Source organism: Micromonospora sp. DT41 (assembly GCF_049841715.1).
In the GTDB taxonomy this organism is placed as follows: Bacteria; Actinomycetota; Actinomycetes; order Mycobacteriales; family Micromonosporaceae; genus Micromonospora; species Micromonospora profundi.
In genome coordinates this window covers 491,639-511,643 of record NZ_JBNCKU010000001.1, presented here as the reverse complement: position 1 = coordinate 511,643, position 20,005 = coordinate 491,639, and the positions used below count along the sequence as shown (strand labels likewise).

At 70.7% G+C, this 20,005-nt stretch carries 18 protein-coding genes; 13 read left to right on the top strand and 5 right to left on the bottom strand.

Translation table 11 applies throughout. The features are described 5' to 3' along the window. The first annotated feature begins 78 nt into the window (after window positions 1-78). The 3 genes from ACLQ23_RS02270 (at window position 79) to ACLQ23_RS02260 (ending at window position 3,205) form a co-directional block, all read left to right on the top strand. The gene (locus ACLQ23_RS02270) at window positions 79-909 is read left to right on the top strand and encodes an inositol monophosphatase family protein (RefSeq protein ID WP_355592628.1); all 831 of its coding nucleotides are present in this window, start codon (window positions 79-81) and stop codon (window positions 907-909) included. A 74-nt stretch (window positions 910-983) separates the two neighbouring features. Continuing rightward, a complete protein-coding gene (gene cysD, locus ACLQ23_RS02265; protein WP_053659260.1) occupies window positions 984-1,895 on the top strand; it encodes a sulfate adenylyltransferase subunit CysD in 912 nt (303 codons plus the stop codon). Continuing rightward, entirely contained in the window at window positions 1,895-3,205 is a 1,311-nt protein-coding gene (locus ACLQ23_RS02260; protein ID WP_355592626.1) for a sulfate adenylyltransferase subunit 1, read from the top strand. The genes cysD and ACLQ23_RS02260 overlap by 1 nt, the downstream gene beginning before the upstream one ends. A gap of 141 nt (window positions 3,206-3,346) precedes the next feature. Here the strand turns inward: ACLQ23_RS02260 and galK are convergent, their stop codons facing one another. Together galK and galE are read right to left on the bottom strand one after the other, a co-directional pair. Beyond that, the gene (galK, locus tag ACLQ23_RS02255; RefSeq protein WP_355592624.1) at window positions 3,347-4,507 is read right to left on the bottom strand and encodes a galactokinase; all 1,161 of its coding nucleotides are present in this window, start codon (window positions 4,505-4,507) and stop codon (window positions 3,347-3,349) included. Continuing rightward, entirely contained in the window at window positions 4,504-5,490 is a 987-nt protein-coding gene (galE, locus tag ACLQ23_RS02250; protein ID WP_355592622.1) for a UDP-glucose 4-epimerase GalE, read from the bottom strand. Before galE ends, galK begins: the two co-directional genes overlap by 4 nt. Window positions 5,491-5,677: 187 nt before the next feature. Here galE and ACLQ23_RS02245 point away from each other — a divergent pair, with 187 nt between their 5' ends. The 6 genes from ACLQ23_RS02245 to ACLQ23_RS02220 all read left to right on the top strand — a co-directional run bounded on the left by ACLQ23_RS02245 (window position 5,678) and on the right by ACLQ23_RS02220 (window position 10,676). Further along, window positions 5,678-6,850: a hemolysin family protein gene (locus tag ACLQ23_RS02245; RefSeq protein WP_425734699.1), complete on the top strand. Its 1,173-nt coding sequence runs from the start codon at window positions 5,678-5,680 to the stop codon at window positions 6,848-6,850. 33 nt (window positions 6,851-6,883) lie between these two features. Continuing rightward, complete coding sequence (trpS, locus tag ACLQ23_RS02240) at window positions 6,884-7,909, top strand: tryptophan--tRNA ligase (protein ID WP_053659268.1); 1,026 nt, start codon at window positions 6,884-6,886, stop codon at window positions 7,907-7,909. A gap of 70 nt (window positions 7,910-7,979) precedes the next feature. Continuing rightward, a complete protein-coding gene (locus ACLQ23_RS02235) occupies window positions 7,980-8,504 on the top strand; it encodes a 2'-5' RNA ligase family protein (protein WP_355592853.1) in 525 nt (174 codons plus the stop codon). A 79-nt stretch (window positions 8,505-8,583) separates the two neighbouring features. After that, on the top strand, window positions 8,584-9,507 hold the full coding sequence (locus tag ACLQ23_RS02230) for a YhjD/YihY/BrkB family envelope integrity protein (RefSeq protein WP_355592620.1): 924 nt from the start codon (window positions 8,584-8,586) through the stop codon (window positions 9,505-9,507). Between the two features lie 20 nt (window positions 9,508-9,527). After that, window positions 9,528-9,896 (top strand): GntR family transcriptional regulator, encoded by a 369-nt coding sequence (locus ACLQ23_RS02225; protein ID WP_355592618.1) that lies wholly within the window; start codon window positions 9,528-9,530, stop codon window positions 9,894-9,896. A gap of 342 nt (window positions 9,897-10,238) precedes the next feature. Then, window positions 10,239-10,676: a hypothetical protein gene (locus tag ACLQ23_RS02220; protein ID WP_355592616.1), complete on the top strand. Its 438-nt coding sequence runs from the start codon at window positions 10,239-10,241 to the stop codon at window positions 10,674-10,676. Window positions 10,677-10,690: 14 nt separating this feature from the next. Here the strand turns inward: ACLQ23_RS02220 and ACLQ23_RS02215 are convergent, their stop codons facing one another. The 3 genes from ACLQ23_RS02215 to ACLQ23_RS02205 all read right to left on the bottom strand — a co-directional run bounded on the left by ACLQ23_RS02215 (window position 10,691) and on the right by ACLQ23_RS02205 (window position 13,924). After that, complete coding sequence (locus ACLQ23_RS02215; protein ID WP_355592614.1) at window positions 10,691-11,062, bottom strand: VOC family protein; 372 nt, start codon at window positions 11,060-11,062, stop codon at window positions 10,691-10,693. A gap of 151 nt (window positions 11,063-11,213) precedes the next feature. Continuing rightward, window positions 11,214-12,845, bottom strand: coding sequence for a glycoside hydrolase family 13 protein (locus ACLQ23_RS02210; RefSeq protein WP_425734703.1), 1,632 nt, complete (start codon window positions 12,843-12,845; stop codon window positions 11,214-11,216). Between the two features lie 32 nt (window positions 12,846-12,877). Continuing rightward, a complete protein-coding gene (locus ACLQ23_RS02205; protein WP_425734704.1) occupies window positions 12,878-13,924 on the bottom strand; it encodes a LacI family DNA-binding transcriptional regulator in 1,047 nt (348 codons plus the stop codon). Window positions 13,925-14,123: 199 nt separating this feature from the next. Here ACLQ23_RS02205 and ACLQ23_RS02200 point away from each other — a divergent pair, with 199 nt between their 5' ends. The 4 genes from ACLQ23_RS02200 to ACLQ23_RS02185 all read left to right on the top strand — a co-directional run bounded on the left by ACLQ23_RS02200 (window position 14,124) and on the right by ACLQ23_RS02185 (window position 19,867). Continuing rightward, on the top strand, window positions 14,124-15,371 hold the full coding sequence (locus ACLQ23_RS02200) for a sugar ABC transporter substrate-binding protein (RefSeq protein WP_355592608.1): 1,248 nt from the start codon (window positions 14,124-14,126) through the stop codon (window positions 15,369-15,371). Next, window positions 15,371-17,002: an ABC transporter permease subunit gene (locus tag ACLQ23_RS02195; RefSeq protein WP_425880276.1), complete on the top strand. Its 1,632-nt coding sequence runs from the start codon at window positions 15,371-15,373 to the stop codon at window positions 17,000-17,002. Before ACLQ23_RS02200 ends, ACLQ23_RS02195 begins: the two co-directional genes overlap by 1 nt. Next, on the top strand, window positions 16,999-17,913 hold the full coding sequence (locus ACLQ23_RS02190) for a sugar ABC transporter permease (protein WP_355592604.1): 915 nt from the start codon (window positions 16,999-17,001) through the stop codon (window positions 17,911-17,913). The genes ACLQ23_RS02195 and ACLQ23_RS02190 overlap by 4 nt, the downstream gene beginning before the upstream one ends. Before the next feature lie 142 nt (window positions 17,914-18,055). Next, window positions 18,056-19,867 (top strand): glycoside hydrolase family 13 protein, encoded by a 1,812-nt coding sequence (locus ACLQ23_RS02185; RefSeq protein ID WP_425880275.1) that lies wholly within the window; start codon window positions 18,056-18,058, stop codon window positions 19,865-19,867. The last annotated feature ends 138 nt before the right edge of the window (window positions 19,868-20,005 follow it).

The following is a 20,005-nucleotide window of genomic DNA, read 5'->3' as shown; positions in this document are numbered from 1 at the left end:
GTGCCGCGACAAGCGAAGCGGGTCGTGGCCAATCGGTCCGTGCGGCGCGGGACGCGGGCGAGGCGAAGGGTGCGTCAGATGGGCAGTCCTCCGATGATCGACGGCGCGTTCGCGAGGTGGTTGGCTTCCCGGGCTGGCCAGGCGCTGCTCGCCCTGCGCGAGGAGTTGGGTTTCGCGGACGCCGGCGCGCTGAAGTCGGCCGGTGACAAGGTGTCGCACGACCTGATCCGCACGGAGCTGGCGAAGTGGCGGCCTGGGGACGCGGTGCTGTCCGAGGAGGACGAGGGCTCGCGGCTGGCCTGGGCGGCCGAGGTGAACGCCGAGGCGGTGTCCCGGCTGGCCGCCGACCGGGTGTGGATCATCGACCCGTTGGACGGTACCCGGGAGTTCTCCGAGGAGGGCCGCTCGGACTGGGCGGTGCACATCGCCCTCTGGGCACGCAACGCGCCGAGCGGGCACGGGCTGGTCGCCGGGGCGGTGGGGCTGCCGGCGCAGCACCGGGTGCTGGGCACCGACTACCCGCCGGCGTACCCGCCGATGACTGTGGAGGCGGCGACGGCCGGCGAGCGGAAGATCCGCCTGGCGGCGAGTCGGAGCCGCCCGCCGGTGTTCCTCACCGACCTGGCCGACGACGTGGGCGCGCACCTGGTGCCGATGGGTTCGGCCGGCGCGAAGATCGCCGCTGTGGTGACCGGCGAGGTGGACGCGTACATCCACGCCGGCGGGCAGTACGAGTGGGACTCGGCTGCTCCGGTCGCTGTGGCGACGGCCACCGGCCTGCACGCTTCCCGGATCGACGGTTCTGCGCTTCGATACAACGAGGCGGATCCGCGCCTTCCGGACCTGCTGGTCTGTCGCAAAGATCTCGCCAGTCGGTTGCTTGCAGCGTTGCAGAGGCATTCCGGGTAGCCTGAGCGGACTTCTTGACATGCCCGACCGGAAAGGTCTGGAAATCGGATGAGCAAGCGAATCGAGCCGCGGTCATGAGCGCCCCCGCCGCCTACCGGGTCTCCCACCTGGACGCCCTTGAGGCGGAGAGCATCTTCGTGATGCGCGAGGTGGTCGCCGAGATGGAACGCCCGGTGCTGCTCTTCTCCGGCGGCAAGGACTCGATCGTCATGCTGCGGCTGGCGCAGAAGGCGTTCGCCCCGGCCAACATCCCCTTTCCCGTGATGCACGTCGACACCGGGCACAACTTCCCCGAGGTGCTCGAATACCGCGACCAGCGGGTCGCCGAGCTGGGGTTGCAGCTCGTTGTGGCGAGCGTGCCGGAGGCTCTGGCCAGTGGGCTGGTCCGGGAGTCCGGCGACGGGATGCGCAACCGGATCCAGACGCCGGTGCTGCTGGAGGCGGTGGAGAAGCACCGCTTCGACGCGCTGTTCGGTGGCGCCCGCCGGGACGAGGAGAAGGCGCGGGCCAAGGAGCGGGTGTTCAGCTTCCGCGACGAGTTCGGCCAGTGGGACCCGAAGAACCAGCGGCCGGAGCTGTGGTCGCTCTACAACGGCCGGCACCACCCGGGTGAGTCGATCCGGGTCTTCCCGCTGTCCAACTGGACCGAGCTGGACGTCTGGCACTACATCGCCCGGGAACGGATTCCCCTGCCGTCGATCTACTACGCGCACGAGCGTGAGGTGATCGAGCGCGACGGCATGGTCTACGCGGTCAACGAGTTCTTCCGCCCTCGCGCGGGCGAGGAGCGGTTCAAGGCGCAGGTGCGCTACCGCACCGTCGGTGATGCCTCCTGCACCGCCGCCGTCCGGTCGGACGCGGACACCGTGGAGAAGGTCATCGAGGAGGTGGCCGCCACCCGGATCACCGAGCGTGGCGCGACCCGTGGTGACGACCGGGTCAGCGAGGCCGCCATGGAGGACCGCAAGCGGGAGGGGTACTTCTGATGACCACCGAGATCGTGGCCCCGGCCGCCGCCGAGGCCACATCGGAGGCGCGGCCGATGGACCTGCTGCGGTTCGCCACCGCAGGCAGCGTGGACGACGGCAAGTCGACACTCATCGGGCGGCTGCTCTACGACACCAAGTCGCTCTTCACCGACCAGCTCGCCGCCGTGGAGGCGGTGAGCGCGGCCCGTGGCGACGAGTACACCAACCTGGCGTTGCTCACCGACGGTCTGCGGGCCGAGCGGGAACAGGGCATCACGATCGACGTGGCGTACCGGTACTTCGCCACGCCACGGCGCAAGTTCATCATCGCCGACACCCCGGGGCACATCCAGTACACCCGCAACATGGTCACCGGGGCGTCGACGGCCGACCTGGCGTTGATCCTGGTGGACGCGCGTAAGGGCCTTGTCGAGCAGTCCCGCCGGCACGCGTTCCTCTGCTCGCTGCTGCGGGTGCCGCACCTGGTGCTGTGTGTCAACAAGATGGACCTGGTGGACTGGTCGCAGGAGGTCTTCGAGCGGATCGCCGACGAGTTCACGGCGTTCGCCGCGAAGCTCGACGTGCCGGACCTGACGGTGGTGCCGGTCTCCGCGCTGCGCGGCGACAACATCGTGTCCCGGTCGGAGAACATGCAGTGGTACGAGGGCCCGTCGCTGCTGCACCACCTGGAACGGGTGCACATCGCCAGCGACCGCAACCTGGTCGACGTGCGGTTCCCCGTGCAGTACGTGATCCGGCCGCAGTCCACCACTGTCACCGACTACCGCGGCTACGCCGGCCAGGTCGCCTCGGGTGTGCTCAAGCCCGGTGACGAGGTGATGGTGCTGCCGTCCGGCTTCACCAGCCGGATCGCCGCCGTGGAGACCGCCGACGGGCCCGTCGCGGAGGCGTTCCCGCCGATGTCGGTGACGGTACGACTGGCCGACGAGATCGACATCTCCCGGGGCGACATGATCTGCCGGCCGAACAACGCGCCAGCGGTCGCCCAGGACATCGAGGCGATGGTCTGCTGGATGGACGAGACCCGTCCGTTGCGGGTCGGCGGCCGGTACGCGATCAAGCACACCACGCGCTCGGCGCGGGCGATCGTGCGCGGGCTGCACTACCGGCTGGACATCAACTCGCTGCACCGTGACGAGTCGGCCGACGAGCTGCGTCTCAACGAGATCGGTCGGGTACGACTGCGCACCACGGTGCCGCTGCTGGCCGACGAGTACCGCCGCAACCGCACCACCGGAGGCTTCGTCATCATCGACGAGGCAACCAACCGCACAGTGGGCGCGGCAATGATCGTCGAAGCGGCCTAACCCCGCCCCCGCCTACCGCCCCCCGCGATCTTGCAGTTTCGGTCGCCGTTCTGCCCTCTTGTAGGGGAATTGTCGCGGCAGAAACTGCAAGATCGCGGGGGTGCAGGGATGCAGGGGTGCAGGGGTGCGGCAGGTCGGGGGTTAGTCGAGGCGGGTTGCGCCGGGGGCGGGGAGGACCGTCAGGGTGTCGGGGGTGGTGAAGCCGCGCTCGGCGTAGGCCGTCCTGACGGCGGTCGCCACCGCTTCGGCGCGGCCGGCGTCGACCAGGGCGAGGACGCAGCCACCGAAGCCGCCGCCGGTCATCCGGGCGCCGAGCGCGCCGGCCGCCAGCGCAGCCTCGACTGCCGTGTCGATCTCCGGAACGGTGATCTCGAAGTCGTCGCGCATCGAGACGTGCGAGGCGGTGAGCAGCGGGCCGATGTCCCGTACCCGGCCCGCGCGGAGCAGCGCGACAGTGTCGAGCACACGCTGGTCCTCGGTGACCACGTGCCGGACCCGCCGCCGGGTCACCTCGTCGTCGAGGCGGGCCAGCGCGGCGTCGAGCTGGTCGACGGTCACGTCGCGCAGCGCGGGAACACCGAGCGCCCTGGCCGCCGTCTCGCAGGACCGGCGGCGGTCGGCGTACTCGCCGTCGGCGTGCCGGTGCGGCGCCCGGCTGTCGATGACGAGCACCGCCAGCCCGGCGGCGTCGAGGTCGAACGGGATGTGCTCGACGGACTCGTCGCGGCAGTCGAGAAAGAGCGCGTGCCCGGCCCGGCACCGGATCACCGCGGACTGGTCCATGATGCCTGTCGGCGCACCGACGTAGACGTTCTCCGCCCGCTGCGCCAGCCGTGGCTGCCGTTCGGCGGGCAACTCCAACCCGCCGAGGTCGAGCAGCGCGGCGAGCACCGCCGCCTCCAGCGCCGCCGACGAGGAGAGCCCCGAGCCCAGCGGCACGTCGGAGGCGATCGCCAGCCGGGCGCCGGGCACCGGGTGGCCGGCGTCGCGCAAGGCCCACACGACCCCCGCGACGTACGCGCCCCAGCCTGTCACCCGGCCCGGCTCGGCCACGTCGTCCGCGCCGAAGGTGATGGTCTCGCCGGAGAGCTCGGACCAGACCGTCCAGCTTTCGTCGGCCTGCCGGTCGGCGGCGACGACGGTACGCAGCGGCAGCGCGAAGGGAAGCACGAACCCGTCGTTGTAGTCGGTGTGCTCGCCGATCAGGTTGACCCGACCCGGTGCTGCCCAACGGCCGGTCGGCTCGACGCCGTACAGCTCGGTGAAGCCTGCGGCGGCCCGCTCGGCCACGTCACCGGTCACGGGCGCTGCTCCAGGACGTGCGTGCGGTAGAACGCCCAGGCGTCACCGACCATGTCGTGCAGGGTCGGCTTCTGCGGCTCCCAACCCAACTCGTCGCGGGCCAGCGCGGAGGAGGCGACAAGCTCGGCGGGGTCGCCCTCGCGGCGCGGCGCGACCTCGACCGGTACCGGATGGCCGGTGACCTCGCGGACCACGTCGACGACCTGCCGGTTGGTGAAGCCGTTGCCGTTGCCCAGGTTGTAGACACGGTGCTGACCACCGGTGGCGGCGTCAAGCGCCAGCAGGTGGGCGCGGGCCAGGTCGGCGACGTGGATGTAGTCGCGGACGCAGGTGCCGTCCACGGTGGGGTAGTCGTCGCCAAAGAGTTGGAGCTTCTCCCGCCGGCCGGCGGCGACTTCCAACGCGATGGGGATCAGGTGCGTCTCCGGGTCGTGCCGCTCGCCCAGCGCGACATCGCCGACGAGGTGCGCGCCCGCGACGTTGAAATAGCGCAGCGAGACGGCGGCCAGCCCGTGCGCGATGGCCTCGGAGGTGAGTGCCATGTCGACGGCGAGCTTCGTGGCGCCGTACGTGTTCGTGGGCGCCTTGACGGCGGTCTCCGTGATGGGGAGTTCGGTGGGGTTGCCGTACACGGCGGCGGTGGAGGAGAAGACCATCCGGGGCACCCCGGCGGCCCGGACCGCGTCGATCAGGGCGAGCGTGCCGACTGTGTTGTTCTGCCAGTACAGCTCCGGCTTGACCATCGACTCGCCGGCGGCGATCAGGGCGGCGAAGTGCAGCACCCCGTCGAACCCGGCGTCGGGAGTGACGACCTGGGCGGCGTCGTGAATGGACGTCTCGACGTGGGTGGCGTCCGGAGCGAGTGCCTCGCGGTGGCCGGTGCGCAGGTCGTCCAGGACGACGACTTGGTGCCCGGCGTCGAGCAGCATTCGGGTGACGACGCTGCCGATGAAGCCGGCGCCCCCGGTGACGAGCAGTTTCACGTCGTTGCCTCCTGCCTGGCCCGCCGGGACGCGGTCCTTGATGATCACCCTACGGCTGTGCGGGGCACCTCGACCGGTCGCGCCGCCAACCCATTCCATCATAATCTCTCACGTCTAAACAGAGCCGAACATGGCGGCTCTCCGTGATCCCACGTGCGACGGGCCAACGGTGTCTACCATCTCTGTCATGCGGGATGTGGCCCGTGCCGGGCTCCGGCGACGCGCGCGGGGGCGACCCCGCCGCGATCCCGGCCCGCTCGCCCGGGCTGTTGCCCGGGTACTGGTCCGCGCCGCCGACGGCGCCAGCCGTCTCGTCACCGACCTGCTCGGAGCCGGCCCGGCGGCCGGCCGGGAGCGCATCTCCGAGGCCGACCTGCGCGACCTGGTCGCGGCGAACACGGTGCTCGACCCGGACGAGCGGCGGATCATCGACGAGGTCCTGGCGGCCGGCGCCAGCCTGGTCCGCGAGGTGATGATGCCCCGCACCGAGGTGGTCTTCCTGCCGGCCCGGCTGACCATCGCCGAGGCGGCCCGGCTGGTCCGCGCCGAGACGCACACCCGCTACCCGGTCACCGACGGCACCCACGACGACGTGGTCGGTTTCGTGCACCTGCGCGACGTGCTGCTGCGTCCGGACACCGACCCCTGCGCCACCGTCGGCGAGCTGACCCGCGAGGTCAAGCGGCTGCCCGGGAGCAAACGGGTGCTGGCCGCGCTCACCGAGATGCGCCGGGAGCGTCACCACCTGGCGGTGGTGATCGACGAGTACGGCGGCACCGCCGGGATCGTCACGCTGGAGGACCTGATCGAGGAACTCGTCGGGGAGATCCACGACGAGTACGACACCGCGCCCGACCCGGTGCACGGCGGCCTTCCGGCGGTGGTGGACGGTCGGCTCAACCTCGCCGACTTCGCCGAGCGGACAGGTGTGGTGCTGCCCGCCGGGCCGTACGAGACGGTCGGCGGGTACGTGATGGCAGCGCTGGGCCGGCTGCCGCTGACCGGCGACGAGGCGACGGTGCCCGCCGGGCCGGCCGATGACGGCGGGCTCGATCCGGGGGACCCACCCGGCGGTTGGCTGCTGCGCGTGCTGGCACTGGACGGGCGTCGGGTCGCCCGGCTCGCGGTCTCGGCCGTGCGCATGCCGGACCAGCGGCGCGAGGCCGCCGCCCCGCGGGCGGTCGGCGGTGTCGATGAAGGGCCGGCCCGCGACGGTGGGACGGCGCCGCCTCGGGAGAGCTACGCCGCGCGGCAGGGCGGGCCCGCAGCCGCGGCGACACGACGTTTCGGGGCGGGGGAGCCGGGCGAGGTCAGCGCCCCGGCATCGGCGGGCCGTGGCCGACCCGCCGGCCCGTCATGACGCACCCGGTCGCTTGCTGACAGAATTGTCGCCATGCCCGACGTCTCCGCCCGCCCGCGCGTCTTCTCCGGCATCCAGCCGACGGCCGACTCGTTCCACCTCGGCAACTACCTGGGGGCCGTGCGGCACTGGGTGGCGTTGCAGGAGACGCACGACGCGTTCTACTGCGTCGTGGACCTGCACGCCATCACCGCGGGCCACGATCCGGCGGTGCTGCGCCAGCGGACCAGGGTGGCGGCCGCCCAGCTCTTCGCGGTCGGTCTCGACCCGGACCGCAGCACCCTGTTCGTGCAGTCGCAGGTGCCCGAGCACCCGCAGCTGGCCTGGGTGCTGGGCTGCATCACCGGCTTCGGCGAGGCCAGCCGGATGACCCAGTTCAAGGACAAGTCGCAGAAGCAGGGCAACGAGCGGGCAAGCGTCGGCCTGTTCACCTACCCGGTCCTGCAGGCCGCCGACATCCTGCTCTACCAGGCCAACGCGGTGCCGGTCGGCGAGGACCAGCGGCAGCACCTGGAGCTGTCCCGGGACCTGGCTCAGCGGTTCAACTCTCTGTTCGGCGCGACGTTCACCGTCCCCGCGCCGCACATCGTCAAGGACACTGCGAAGATCACCGACTTGCAGGACCCGACAGCGAAGATGTCCAAGTCGTCGTCCTCGCCGGCCGGCATCATCGACCTCCTGGAGGACCCGGCCCGGTCGGCCAAGAAGATCCGCTCCGCGGTGACCGACACCGGCCGGGAGATCGTCTTCGACGCCGAGACCAAGCCCGGCGTGTCCAACCTGCTGACCATCCACTCAGCGCTCAGCGGGCGCAGCATCGACGAGTTGGTCGCCGCGTACGCCGGTCGTGGTTACGGCGATCTGAAGAAGGACCTGGCCGAGGTGGTGGCCGACTTCGTCCGCCCGATCCAGGAGCGCACCCGCACCTACCTCGACGACCCGGCACAGCTGGACAAGCTGCTCGCCGCCGGCGCGGAGAAGGCCCGGTCGGTGGCCGGGGCGACGCTGCGGTCCGCGTACGAGCGGGTCGGGTTCTTCCCGCCGGTGCGCGGCGAATAGCGCCGCGGGACAGGTGGGCGGGTCGGTGGCGCAAGAGGCGGCGCGGAGCGTGGATCGCAGTGGCGGGGTGATGCCGTCCGGCGACACCATCCAGATCGGCATCGCGGTGGACATCCCCGAGCCATGGGGGAGTCAGCTCACCCGGCGGCGTGTCGAGGCCGGTGACGCCCTCGCGGTGCCGGCGCACGTGACGCTGCTCGGTCCGACCGAGATCCCGACCGCCAGCCTGCCGGCTGTCGAACGGCACCTCGGCGAGGTTGCCGCCACGCATCCGCCGTTCGCGCTGCACCTGCGGGGCACCGGAACGTTCCGCCCGGTGACCCAGGTGGTGTTCGTGGCGGTCGCCGCAGGGATCAGCGAGTGCGAGTTGCTTGCCGCCGCCATCGCCGCCGCGCCGAACGTGCACCGCGAGCTGCGCTTCCCCTACCATCCGCACGTCACTGTGGCGCAGGACGTGTCGCCGGAGGCACTGGACAAGGTGTACGAGGATCTGGCCGACTTCTCCGCGATGTTCCAGGTCGACGCGTTCACCCTCTTTTCGCACAGCGGGCAGGCCCGGTGGCAGCCCCGCCGGGACTTCCGCCTCGGCAACTGACCGTCGGCGACGCGCCGGCCGGCGAGCATTCGGAGCCGGTTGCCGCGGCGGCGTTGGGAGATCGGCGAGGATGACCCGCGTGAACGTGTTCGGAGCCATCGAGGCGGGCATCGACCGCTGGGTGACCGCCGCGCGCAGCCGGTCAGGGCTGTTCGATCACGTGTGGCGTGCCGGAACGCTCTACGCCGAGGTGCTGGCCGGGCGACTGGCCGCGGCGATCGCCTACTACGGGTTCTTCGCGGTCTTCGCCCTCGCGCTTGTCGCGTACTCCATCTTCGGCGCGATCCTTGAGGACAACGACGAGGTCAGCGAGGCGGCGGCCGGGTTCCTGAAGGAGAACCTGCCGTTCCTGGACGCGCAGCAGATCGCCAACTCCAGCGGCACGGTCGGTGTGGTCGGCCTGGTCATCCTGGTGTTCACAGGGATCGGGTGGGTCGAGGCGATCCGTTCCTCCCAGCGGCTGATGTACGCGCTCAACCAGCAGCCGGGCAACCTCGTGGTGCGGCGGCTCGTCGACCTCGGCGTGATGATCGGCGTGTTCGTGCTGCTCGGTGTGTCGGTGGCGGCGGTGGACGCGTTGGAGTCGCTGCTGCGTTTCCTGCTGCGCAGCACCGGCTCGGTCGGCCTGACCACGATCAGTGCGGTGCTCAGCGTTCTGGTCAACGCGGTGCTCGCCGCCGCGCTGCTTGTCGCGGTGCCCCGGCTGCGGATGAGCCGGTCCCGACTCCGCCCGGTGGTGCTGGTCGTCGCGATCGGCATCACGCTGCTCAACACGGTCGGGCGGTACTACGTGGTGCGCACCGAGCGGAACCCGGCGTACACGGTGGTGGCCGGCGCGGTCGGGCTGCTGCTCTACCTTTACCTGCTCAACCAGCTGGTGCTGTTCGGAGCGGCGCTCCTCGCCACAAGCCCGAGAGGGCGGGTGATGGACCTGGCGGAGGGGCCGCGGACGACGAATCTCGAAGAGGACACCGATCCGGGTACGCCGGGTGGTGCGGGCTGAACGACGTGGAAGGTGCGCAGGTGCTGATCTCGGTCGACCAGGACTCCCCGGTGCCACCGTACGAGCAGGTGCGCGGGCAGCTCGCCGAGCTGATCGGCGACGGCAGGCTGCCGGTGGGCAGCCGACTGCCGACCGTCCGGCAGCTCGCCGCCGACCTACGGCTGGCCGCGAACACCGTGGCCCGGGCATACCGGGAGTTGGAAGCGGCGGGGCTGTTGGAGACCCGGGGGCGCAACGGCACGTTCGTCGCCCCCGGCCGGGATGACGCCCTGGACCGGCTGCACCAGGCCGCCGCCGGGTACGCGGCCGAGGCGCGGCGGCTCGGCGTCCCGCCGGACCGTGCCCTCGCCCTGGTCCGCGCCGCCCTCGACGCCATCCGCCACGACTGAGCGGGACGGGACGGGCCTTCGCTCCACCTCGCCGCAACTGCGCCGACGCATCGAGCAGGTCCCGACGGGGCCGTCGGCGTGACGGGTGATGACTGTGACGTCGTGGCCCGCGGCGTCGCTGGCACCCTGAAACGCCTGATGACTCTCAGGCATATTGATACCTCAGAGTCATCACGCTCGAATGGCCGACCGTCCCCACTGAGGGCGCGTCGGCGTGGCCATCAGTGCCGCCGGCGAACCACGTCGGTCCAGGTCGGCCACCCCGCCCACGTCGGCCCACGTCCGACGTACGTTAAGGCGAATGACGCCCACCTTCCCGGCGGGAGCGGCAATGATGAGCCGGTGGGCGCACTCATGACACTTGACCTGCCGTCCGACTCGCCGATGCTCGGCCTGCCGTGGATCATCACCTTCGGTCCGCTCGGTGACCTCGACGAGTGGGAGCCGGTGGTCTGCGGGCCGTACGAGCGGCCGCACGCGCTGGCGCTTGCCGAGGCGGTGGTGGCCGACGAGCAGCTGATGGCAGTGGTGGAGCCGCTGCTGCCGGCGCTGTCGCCCGACGAGATCCGCAGCGAGATCGCCGCCGCCCAGGTCGCCGCCGAGGACGAGGCCCGGCAGGCCGAGGGGGCCGATCTGTACGGCGACTTCGAGGACGTGATCGACGAGGAGTTGGACGCCGAGGTCGACGAGGCGGGCCACGGAGAGCCCACCGAACCGCCGGACGAGGCCGAGGTCCGCGCCGGCTTCACCCGGATCGCGGCGTTGCTCACCGCCAAGTGACAGACAGCAAAGCCTCAGCGGGCCGGTTCGGAGTGCAGTACGCAGAACTCGTTACCCTCCGGGTCGGCAAGCACCGTGAACCCTTCGGCCCCGGTCTGCCCGACGTCCACGGGTCGTGCCCCGAGGCCCACCAACCGCCGTACCTCGGTCTGCGGGTCGGAGTCGGCGACAAGGTCGAGGTGCAGCCGGTTCTTGCCCCGTTTGGCAGTGCCCGAGCCCTGCAACCAGACGGTGGGCGCGGCACCGGGCGGCTGCCCCGACGGCCAGAGTTTGGCGCTGCCGTCGTCGCCCTGTAATACCTCGTAGCCGAGCGCTGCCGACCAGAACGCGACCATCACGTCCAGGTCCTCGACGTCGACCGTGTACTGCGCGATCCGTACCACCATGAGGTCACCTCCGTCACGACGGACACCGGCGCCACGCGGACGAAATCCGCGTGGCGCCGGTGCACCTCACCCCCCACCACAAGGGGCCGGTACCCCAGTCGCCCGCCGGCGCGGGGCACGGCGGACGACCAGGTCCAGATCGGTTACCCGCTCAGCGCCGTTCCAACCAGGCGGTTGCGTCGACGGGCAGCAGTTGGCCGGAGCCCTGCCCGGTGAGCGGCTCGCTGGCGAGGATCGGCTCGCCGTACCCGTCGATCAGGACCGGCGCGCCGCTGAGGTTCACCACGCAGGTCAGCACTGTCGAGCCGGCCGTGCGGGAGAAGGCCAGCACGCCCGGCTCGCCCTCCAGCCAGGCGACCCCGCCGGCGTCCACGGCCAACGCTGGGTGCTCGCGGCGGATCCGCAGGGCGGCCCGGTACAGCTCCAGCGTCGAGCCGGGTACGCCGGTCTGCGCGGTGACCGACAGGGCACGCCAGGTCGCCGGGGCGGGCAGCCAGCTCACCTCGCTGCCGGCCGGTCCGAAGCCGTACGGCGGCAGGTCGCCGCTCCACGGGATCGGCACCCGGCAGCCGTCGCGGCTCTCGCCGGTACGTAGGAACGCAGGATCCTGCCGTAGCTCGTCGGGGAGGTCGAGGACCTCGGGCAGGCCCAGCTCTTCGCCCTGGTAGAGGTAGGCGGAGCCGGGCAGGGCGAGCATCAGCAGGCTGGCGGCCCGTGCCCGACGCAGCCCTTCGGCGCCGTCGCCGTAGCGGGTGACGTGCCGCTGCTTGTCGTGGTTGGACAGCACCCAGGTGGTGGGCGCGCCGACCACCTGCGATTCGGCAAGCGCGGTGTCGATCACCTTGCGGAACGAGTCGGCCGACCAGGTGGCGTCGAGGAAGTCGAAGCTGAACGCCTGGTGCAGCTCGTCCGGGCCGATGTAGCGGGCCAGCCGCTCGGGGGTCTCGGCCCACGCTTCGGCGACCGCCATCCGACCGCCCGGGTAGCTGTCCAGGACGGGCCGCCACGTGCGGTAGATCTCGTGCACCTCGTCCTGGTCGAAGTACGGCAGTCGGCCCTTGCCGAGCAGTTCGACCTGGCGCTGGCCGGTCGTCATCGTGCTGAAGCCGACGTCCGGCAGCCCTTCGGCCTTGATCATTCCGTGTGCCACGTCGATCCGGAAGCCGTCCACGCCCCGGTCCAGCCAGAACCGCAGCACGTCGAGGAACTCGGCACGGACCTCCGGGTGCCGCCAGTTCAGGTCCGGCTGGGTCGGGTCGAACAGGTGCAGGTACCACTGGCCGTCCGCGACCCGGGTCCAGGCGGGGCCGCCGAAGATGCTCTCCCAGTCGTTTGGCGGCAACTCGCCGTGCGTGCCCTGACCGTCGGCGAAGAGGTAGCGGGCCCGCTCGGGCGAGCCGGGGCCGGCGGCGAGGGCGGCGGTGAACCACTGGTGCGCGCTGGAGGTGTGGTTGGGCACCAGGTCGACGATGATGCGCAGGTCGAGGGCGTGCGCGTCGGTGATCATCGCGTCGAAGTCGGCGAGAGTGCCGAACATCGGGTCGACGTCCCGGTAGTCGGCGACGTCGTACCCGCCGTCGACCATGGGGGAGGTGTAGAAGGGGGTCAACCAGAGCGCGTCGACGCCCAGGTCGCGCAGGTATGGCAGGCGCTGCCGGATGCCCTGGAGGTCACCGACGCCGTCGCCGTCGCTGTCGGCGAAGCTGCGCACGTAGACCTGGTAGACGACAGCGGAGCGCCACCAGTCGTCGTCGGTGTGGGGCAGGGGGGCAGTCCTGATCATTCGAGCAATATGCCGCTCCGCTGCTGCAAGAGTCAAGCAGATCTTGCGTAAGAGAGTTGCGCGGCAGCCGGCGCGACAGCTGTCGAGCCGCGCACCACGAGCTCCGGGCGGAACAGGTATTCCGAGTTCGGGGCACCATGCCCGTTGATCTCGTCCACCAGGGCGCGGACCGCTGCCACCGCCATCGCGGCGACCGGCTGGCGCATCGTGGTCAATGGCGGGTCGGTGAAGGCCATCAGCGGCGAGTCGTCGTAGCCGACCACCGAGAGGTCGCCGGGAACGGTCATGCCGCGCTGCCGCGCCGCCCGGACCGCGCCGAGCGCCATCAGGTCGGAACCGCAGACCACGCCTGTGACGCCCCGATCCAGCAGACGACCGGCAGCCGCCTCGCCACCCTCCACACCGAACAGTGACAACTCGGCAAAGGATCCCAGGTCGGCCTCGGCGACGCCGGCCAACCGGGTCATCGCCGCTCGCCAGCCGGCCACCTTGCGCTGCACCGGCACGAACCGGTCCGGACCGGTGATCAGGCCGATCCGCCGGTGCCCGAGCACCACGAGGTGGGCCACGGCCAGTTCGGCGGCCTCCCGGTCGTCGCAGGAGACGAACGGTGCGCCGATGCCGGGGACGTACCCATTGATCATGACGACGGGCAGCGGCCGGGCGAGCAGCGCCCGGTAGCGGTCATGGTTGGCGGCGGTGTCGGCGTGCAGGCCGGAGACGAAGACGATCCCGGAGACCTGCCGATCCAGCAGCATCTCCACGTACTCGTCCTCGGTGACGCCGCCGGCGGTCTGCGTGCAGAGCACCGGCGTGAACCCGCTCTGCGCCAGGGTGGACTCGATGACCTGCGCAAACGCGGGGAAGATAGGGTTGTCCAGCTCCGGCACCACGAGGCCGACCAGCCCGGCGCTGCGCTTGCGCAGGCGGGCCGGGCGCTCGTAGCCGAGCACGTCCAGAGCTGTGAGAACTGCCTGCCGGGTCTCCGGAGCCACGCCGGGGCGGTCGTTGAGCACCCGCGACACCGTGGCCTCGCTGACTTCAGCCTGCTGGGCGATGTCGGACAGTCGAGCGCGCATGGCGGCACTTTAGCCCACCGGCAAGTTCTTGCGCGGCCCTCTGCAAGAGCTTCCATAATCTGCAACCTCTTGCTAACGTCCCCGCAACATGAGAGAGCTGCGGCGCAGCATCGCTGTGCCGGTTGGCAAGAACTTCCAGAGTTCCCACTGGCGGAGCCGCCCTTCCCCCGGCGGACCCGCCATGACGACAGGAGTACCGATGCGCATCCGTACCGCGGGTGTGGTCGCCCTCTTCGCCCTGGCGCTCGCCGCCTCCGGGTGTGGCGGCGACAGCGACGAGCCGGCCGCCAACGAATCCCCCAAGGCCGCCGGCGGCAAGCTGGTGATCTGGGCCGACGACAAGCGGACCGCCGCCCTCAAGCCGTTCGCCGAGGAGTTCGGCAAGGACAACGGCGTGACCGTCGAGGTCCAGGCCGTCAGCAAGGACCTGCAGACCAACTTCGTCACCGCCTCCCAGCAGGGCAGCGGACCGGACGTCGTGGTCGGCGCGCACGACTGGATCGGCAACCTGGTCCAGAACGGCGCCATCGACCCGGTGCAGCTCCCGGCCGAGCAGAAGAGCGCCTTCAACGAGACAGCGGTCAAGGCGGTCACCTTCAACGGCCAGCTCTACGGCGTGCCCTACGCCACCGAGAACGTGGCGCTGATCCGCAACACCGAGCTGGCCCCCGAGGCGCCGAAGACCATCGAGGACCTGGTCGCCGCAGGCAAGAAGCTCAAGGCCGAGAAGAAGGCCAGCGAGATCCTGTGCCTCCAGTCCGGCCAGAACGGCGACTCGTACCATATCTACCCGCTCTACACCTCGGGCGGCGGCTACCTGTTCGGCACGGCGGCCAACGGCGACTACGACCCGAAGGACCTGGGCGTGGGCAAGCCGGAGTCGATCACGGCCTTCCAGAAGATCGCCAAGCTCGGTGAGAAGGGCGACGGGGCGCTGAAGCGTTCCATCACCCCGGAGAACGCGATCTCCACGTTCACCAGCAAGAAGTGCGCCTACCTGGTGTCCGGCCCGTGGGCCGTCGCCGACGCCAAGAAGGCGAACATCTCCTACGACATCTCCCCGGTCCCCGGCTTCGCCGACGGCAAGGAAGCCCAGCCGTTCGTGGGCGTCCAGGCGTTCTACGTCGCCGCCAAGGGCAAGAACAAGGCGCTGGCCCAGGAGTTCGTCACCAACTACGTGACCAAGCCCGAGCTGGCCGTCGCGCTGTACAAGGCCGAGCCGCGCCCGCCGGCGCTGACCGCCGCCTTCGACCAGGTGAAGGGCGAGGACCCGGACCTGGCGAAGTTCTCCGAGGCCGGCAAGAACGGCCACGTGCTCCCGGCGATCCCGGCCATGGCCGCGATCTGGGACCCGTTCGGTAAGGCGGAGGCCGCCATCATCGGCGGCGCCGACCCGGCCACGACGATCACCGCCGCAGGCAAGACGATCCAGGGTCAGATCAAGTAATGAGCGCGCCGCTGTCCGGCCCGGGGTCCACGAGGACCCCGGGCCGGGAGCCCGTTCGCCCTGGGCTGTCCCGTACCGCGCGGCATCACGCGCCGATCACCGCGACCGGCCTCGTCGGCAAGGTGATCCTGCTCGGCCTGGTGGCCGGGATCGCGATCTGGGCGGCGTTCCCGCTCATCGAGGCCGAACACTGGATCGGGCTGGGCATCCTGGCGGTCACCACCGCCGGCCTGTACTACCTCTACCTGAGCCGTCGGCACATCCCGGCGAAGTATCTGGTGCCCGGCACGCTGTTCCTTATCGCCTTCCAGGTCGTCCCGGTGCTCTACACGGCGAGCACCGCGTTCACGAACTTCGGCGACGGCCATCGCGGCAGCAAGGACGACGCGATCGTCGCGATCCAGACCGCCTCGGTGAAGCAGGTCCCGGGCTCGACCGAGTACGCCCTCACCATCGCCACCAAGGGCGACCCGGCGACCGGCGCGCTTGTCTTCCTGCTCAGCGACCCGAAGACCAAGGACATCTTCGCGGGAGACGCGGACGGACTGCGCAAGCTCGACGCCGGCGACGTCACGGTCAGCAGCCTCAGCGGCAAGATCACCGCCGCGGACGGCTACACGGTGCTGAACATCGGGCAGGCCAGCGGGCGCAGCGACGCCGTCACCGCGCTCATCGTGCCCACCGACGACGGCGCGATCCGCTCCAACGGCCTCAGCCGTGCCTACGAGGGCAAGGCCGCCCGGGCGTACGACGACGCGTGCGACTGCGTCAGAGACAGTGAAACCGGCAGGACCTGGACCGCCGACGAGCAGTCCGGCTCCTTCGTCGCCGCCGACGGTGAGCGGCTCGCCCAGGGCTGGAAGGTCGACGTCGGGCTGAAGAACTTCAGCTCAGTGCTCACCGACCCGAACATCTCCGGGCCGTTCTTCGGCACGCTGGCCTGGAACTTCGCCTTCGCGATCGGCTCCACAGGCCTCACGTTCCTGCTCGGCATGGCCATCGCGCTGGCGCTGCACTCGCCCCGGATGAAGGGCACCAACTTCTACCGGGTGCTGCTGATCCTGCCGTACGCGATGCCGTCGTTCGCGATGCTGCTGATCTGGCGGGACATGTTCAACACCGACTTCGGCCTGCTCAACAACCTGTTCGGACTGAACGTGGACTGGTTCGGCGGCACCTGGTCGGCCCGGATCGCCGTGGTGCTGGTGCAGCTCTGGCTCGGCTACCCGTACATGTTCCTTGTCGCCACCGGAGCGTTGCAGGCCATCCCGCGGGAGCTGACCGAGGCGACATCGGTCGACGGCGCCTCGCCCTGGCAGTCGTTCCGGGCGGTCACCCTTCCGCTGCTGCTGGTGGCGCTCTCGCCGCTGCTCATCGCGTCGTTCGCGTTCAACTTCAACAACGTCAACGCGATCCTGTTCACCACCGAGGGCGGGCCGTTCGCGCCGGACAACCCCACAAACGGCGCCACCGACCTGCTGATCACGTACACCTACCGGCTGGCGTTCGGCGCCCAGGGTGCCGAGTTCGGCCTGGCCGCCACTGTCTCGATCTTCATCTTCGCGATCGTGGCGACGGTGTCGGCGATCAGCTTCCGGCGGACCCGCAAGCAGGAGGAGGTGTACTCGTGACGAGCATTGTGGACACTCCCACGGCGAACCGTGACCAGGCTGGTCGTCGGCCGGTTCGTCAGCCGCGCAGCCGCTGGTTCGCCCAGGTGGGCTGGCGGCACCTGGTCGGGGTGCTGGCTGTGGCGTTCAGCCTCTTCCCGATCCTGTTCGTGATCTCGGCGGCGTTCAACCCGCTCGGCACGCTCTCCTCCACCGAACTGCTGCCCACCGGGGCGTCACTTGAGAACTTCGTCAACCTGTTCGACCGGACCGCCTTCGGCCACTGGTTCCTCAACTCGCTGCTGCTGGCGGGGGTGGCCAGCTTCGCGTCGATCTTCCTGTCGTCGCTCGCCGCGTACGCGTTCTCCCGGATGCGTTTCTCCGGACGCCGGGTCGGCCTGCTCGCGCTGCTGCTGATCCAGATGTTCCCGCAGTTCCTGGCGATCGTGGCGATCTTCCTGATCTTCACCACGCTCACCGACCTGTACCCGTCGATCGGCTTCAACACCCCGTGGGGCCTGTTCCTGCTCTACATGGGTGGCGCGCTGGGTGCGAACACCTGGCTGATGAAGGGCTTCTTCGACACCCTGCCGAAGGAGCTGGACGAGTCGGCGACCATGGACGGCGCGTCGCACGTGCAGATCTTCTTCCGGATCATGCTGCCGCTGGTGGCCCCGATCCTGGCTGTGACCGGCCTGCTCGCGTTCATCGGGTCGATCAACGAGTTCATCATCGCCAACGTGTTCCTCACCGAACCCGAGTCGAAGACCCTCGCGGTCGGCATGTACGGCCTGGTGGCCGGCGAGCGCAACAACAACTTCGGGATGTTCGCGGCGGGCACGCTGCTCACCGCGATCCCCACGGTGCTGGTGTTCCAACTGCTCCAGCGCTACATCGTCTCCGGGCTCACCTCCGGAGCGGTGAAGGGCTGAGCCTCCTCGGCTCACGCTGCGGCAAGGGCGTCGTGTCGACGTACACCGGAGCGGTTCGGAGGGCGGGCCGCCGCGGTCGGGTGAACCGGCCGCGGCGGGTGACCGCCCCCCTTCCTGTCCGTACGACGCGAAAGGCAGCACCATGCCCCTCCAGCCGCACCACGACGGCTCCGCCACCTACGTCCCCGAGCAGGAACCCGCGCTCGGGCAGACCGTGCCGGTCTTCGTCCGGGTACCGGCCGGCGCCGGCGTCCGCCAGGTGCACGTGCGCACCACAGGCGACGGCGAGCCGCGCTTCGCCGAGGCCGAGATCGACCGCACCGAGGACGGTGACGTGTGGTGGCGGGCCGATGTCGAGGTCCGCAACCCGGTGAGCAACTACCGTTTCCTGCTCGACGGCGACCACGGCACCCGCTGGCTGAACGCCGCAGGCCTGGCCGACCACGACGTGCCCGACAACGGCGACTTCAAGCTTGTCAGCTACGCCCCGCCGCCGGCCTGGGCGCGGGACGCGGTGATCTACCAGATCTTCCCGGACCGGTTCGCCCGCTCCGCCGCCGCCGACGGCCGCACCCTGCCGGACTGGGCCATCGACTGCGACTGGGACACCCCGGTCATCGGCAGGGGTCCGGAGACGCCCCGCCAGCTCTACGGCGGCGACCTCGACGGCGTCACCGAACACCTTGACCACCTGGACCGGCTCGGGGTCAACACCGTCTACCTCACGCCGGTCTTCCCGGCCCGCTCCAACCACAGGTACGACGCGGCGAGCTTCGACACCGTCGACCCGCTGCTGGGCGGGGACGCGGCACTTGCCCGCCTCGCCGACGCGGTGCACGCCCGGGGGTGGCGGCTGCTCGGCGACATCACCAGCAACCACACCGGCGACGCCCACGCGTGGTTCACCGCCGCCGTCCCCGACGTGAACGCCCCGGAACGCGACCTGTACTACTTCGACCTGCCCGGCGGGGATTTCGAGTCCTGGAACGGCGTCAAGTCGCTGCCGAAGCTCAACTGGGGCAGCACGGAGCTGCGCCGCCGCTTCGCCACCGCCGAGGACTCGCTGCTGCGCCGCTGGCTGCGCCCGCCGTACGGGCTGGACGGCTGGCGGGTCGACGTGGCGAACATGACCGGTCGGCGGGGCGCGGACGCGTACACCCACGAGGTGGCGCGGCTGCTGCGCGAGGTCGTGGCGCAGACCCGCCCCGACGCGCTGCTGCTCGCCGAGCACGGCCACGACCACACCGGTGACCTGGACGCCGACGGCTGGCACGGGACCATGAACTACGTCGGCTTCACCGACCCGGTGTGGTCCTGGCTGCGCCACGGCGACGACCCGGTGCCGAACTTCCTCGGCACCCCGGGCGGGGTACGGCGGCGTGACGCGGGCGCGGTGCTCGCCACGATGAACGCCTACCGGTCGCTGGTGTCCTGGCGGTCGTACACCCACTCGTGGCAGCTGCTCGGCTCGCACGACTCGGCCCGGATCCGCACGGTGGTCGGCGACGCCGCCCGGCAGGAGGTGGCCGGCGGACTGCTCGCCACGATGCCCGGCACGCCCGTGGTGTTCGCCGGGGACGAGCTGGGCCTCACCGGCACGAACGGGGAGGGCTCGCGTACCCCGATGCCGTGGCACCGGCCGGAGAGCTGGGACCGGCGCACGTTCGACGCGTACCGGTCGTTGTTGACGCTGCGCCGCGACGAGCCGGCGTTGCGGCACGGCGGCCTGCGGTGGGTGCACGCGGACGCGGAGACGCTCGTCTTCCTGCGCGAGGCGCCGACCGCGACGGTGCTGGTGATGGCCCGGCGTGCGCCAGGTGCCCCGGTCCGGCTGTCGGGCCTGAAGCCCGGCGACAACATCTACGGCGGTGCGGAGCCGCTGCGCCCCGACACCGAGGGCACTGTGACTCTCCCCGCCGACGGCCCCACCTTCCAGGTCTGGCGCCTGCCCTGACTGCGCCCGCTCGCAGCCCCCGCGATCTTGCGGTTTCGGTCGGCTCTTCGTGGCTTTTGTCGCGCATGTCGAGGCAGCAACCGCAAGATCGCGAGGGGGATGGGGTCACGGTATGGCGGCGGCACGGCGGGGCCGCTA

Coding starts and splice junctions, on each gene's coding strand:
- ACLQ23_RS02270 (WP_355592628.1), top strand. CDS start 79: ATGGGCAGTCCTCCGATGATCGACGGCGCGTTCGCGAGGTGGTTGGCT.
- cysD (WP_053659260.1), top strand. CDS start 984: ATGAGCGCCCCCGCCGCCTACCGGGTCTCCCACCTGGACGCCCTTGAG.
- ACLQ23_RS02260 (WP_355592626.1), top strand. CDS start 1,895: ATGACCACCGAGATCGTGGCCCCGGCCGCCGCCGAGGCCACATCGGAG.
- ACLQ23_RS02245 (WP_425734699.1), top strand. CDS start 5,678: ATGCGGGATGTGGCCCGTGCCGGGCTCCGGCGACGCGCGCGGGGGCGA.
- trpS (WP_053659268.1), top strand. CDS start 6,884: ATGCCCGACGTCTCCGCCCGCCCGCGCGTCTTCTCCGGCATCCAGCCG.
- ACLQ23_RS02235 (WP_355592853.1), top strand. CDS start 7,980: ATGCCGTCCGGCGACACCATCCAGATCGGCATCGCGGTGGACATCCCC.
- ACLQ23_RS02215 (WP_355592614.1), bottom strand. CDS start 11,062: ATGGTGGTACGGATCGCGCAGTACACGGTCGACGTCGAGGACCTGGAC.
- ACLQ23_RS02210 (WP_425734703.1), bottom strand. CDS start 12,845: ATGATCAGGACTGCCCCCCTGCCCCACACCGACGACGACTGGTGGCGC.
- ACLQ23_RS02205 (WP_425734704.1), bottom strand. CDS start 13,924: ATGCGCGCTCGACTGTCCGACATCGCCCAGCAGGCTGAAGTCAGCGAG.
- ACLQ23_RS02200 (WP_355592608.1), top strand. CDS start 14,124: ATGCGCATCCGTACCGCGGGTGTGGTCGCCCTCTTCGCCCTGGCGCTC.
- ACLQ23_RS02195 (WP_425880276.1), top strand. CDS start 15,371: ATGAGCGCGCCGCTGTCCGGCCCGGGGTCCACGAGGACCCCGGGCCGG.
- ACLQ23_RS02185 (WP_425880275.1), top strand. CDS start 18,056: ATGCCCCTCCAGCCGCACCACGACGGCTCCGCCACCTACGTCCCCGAG.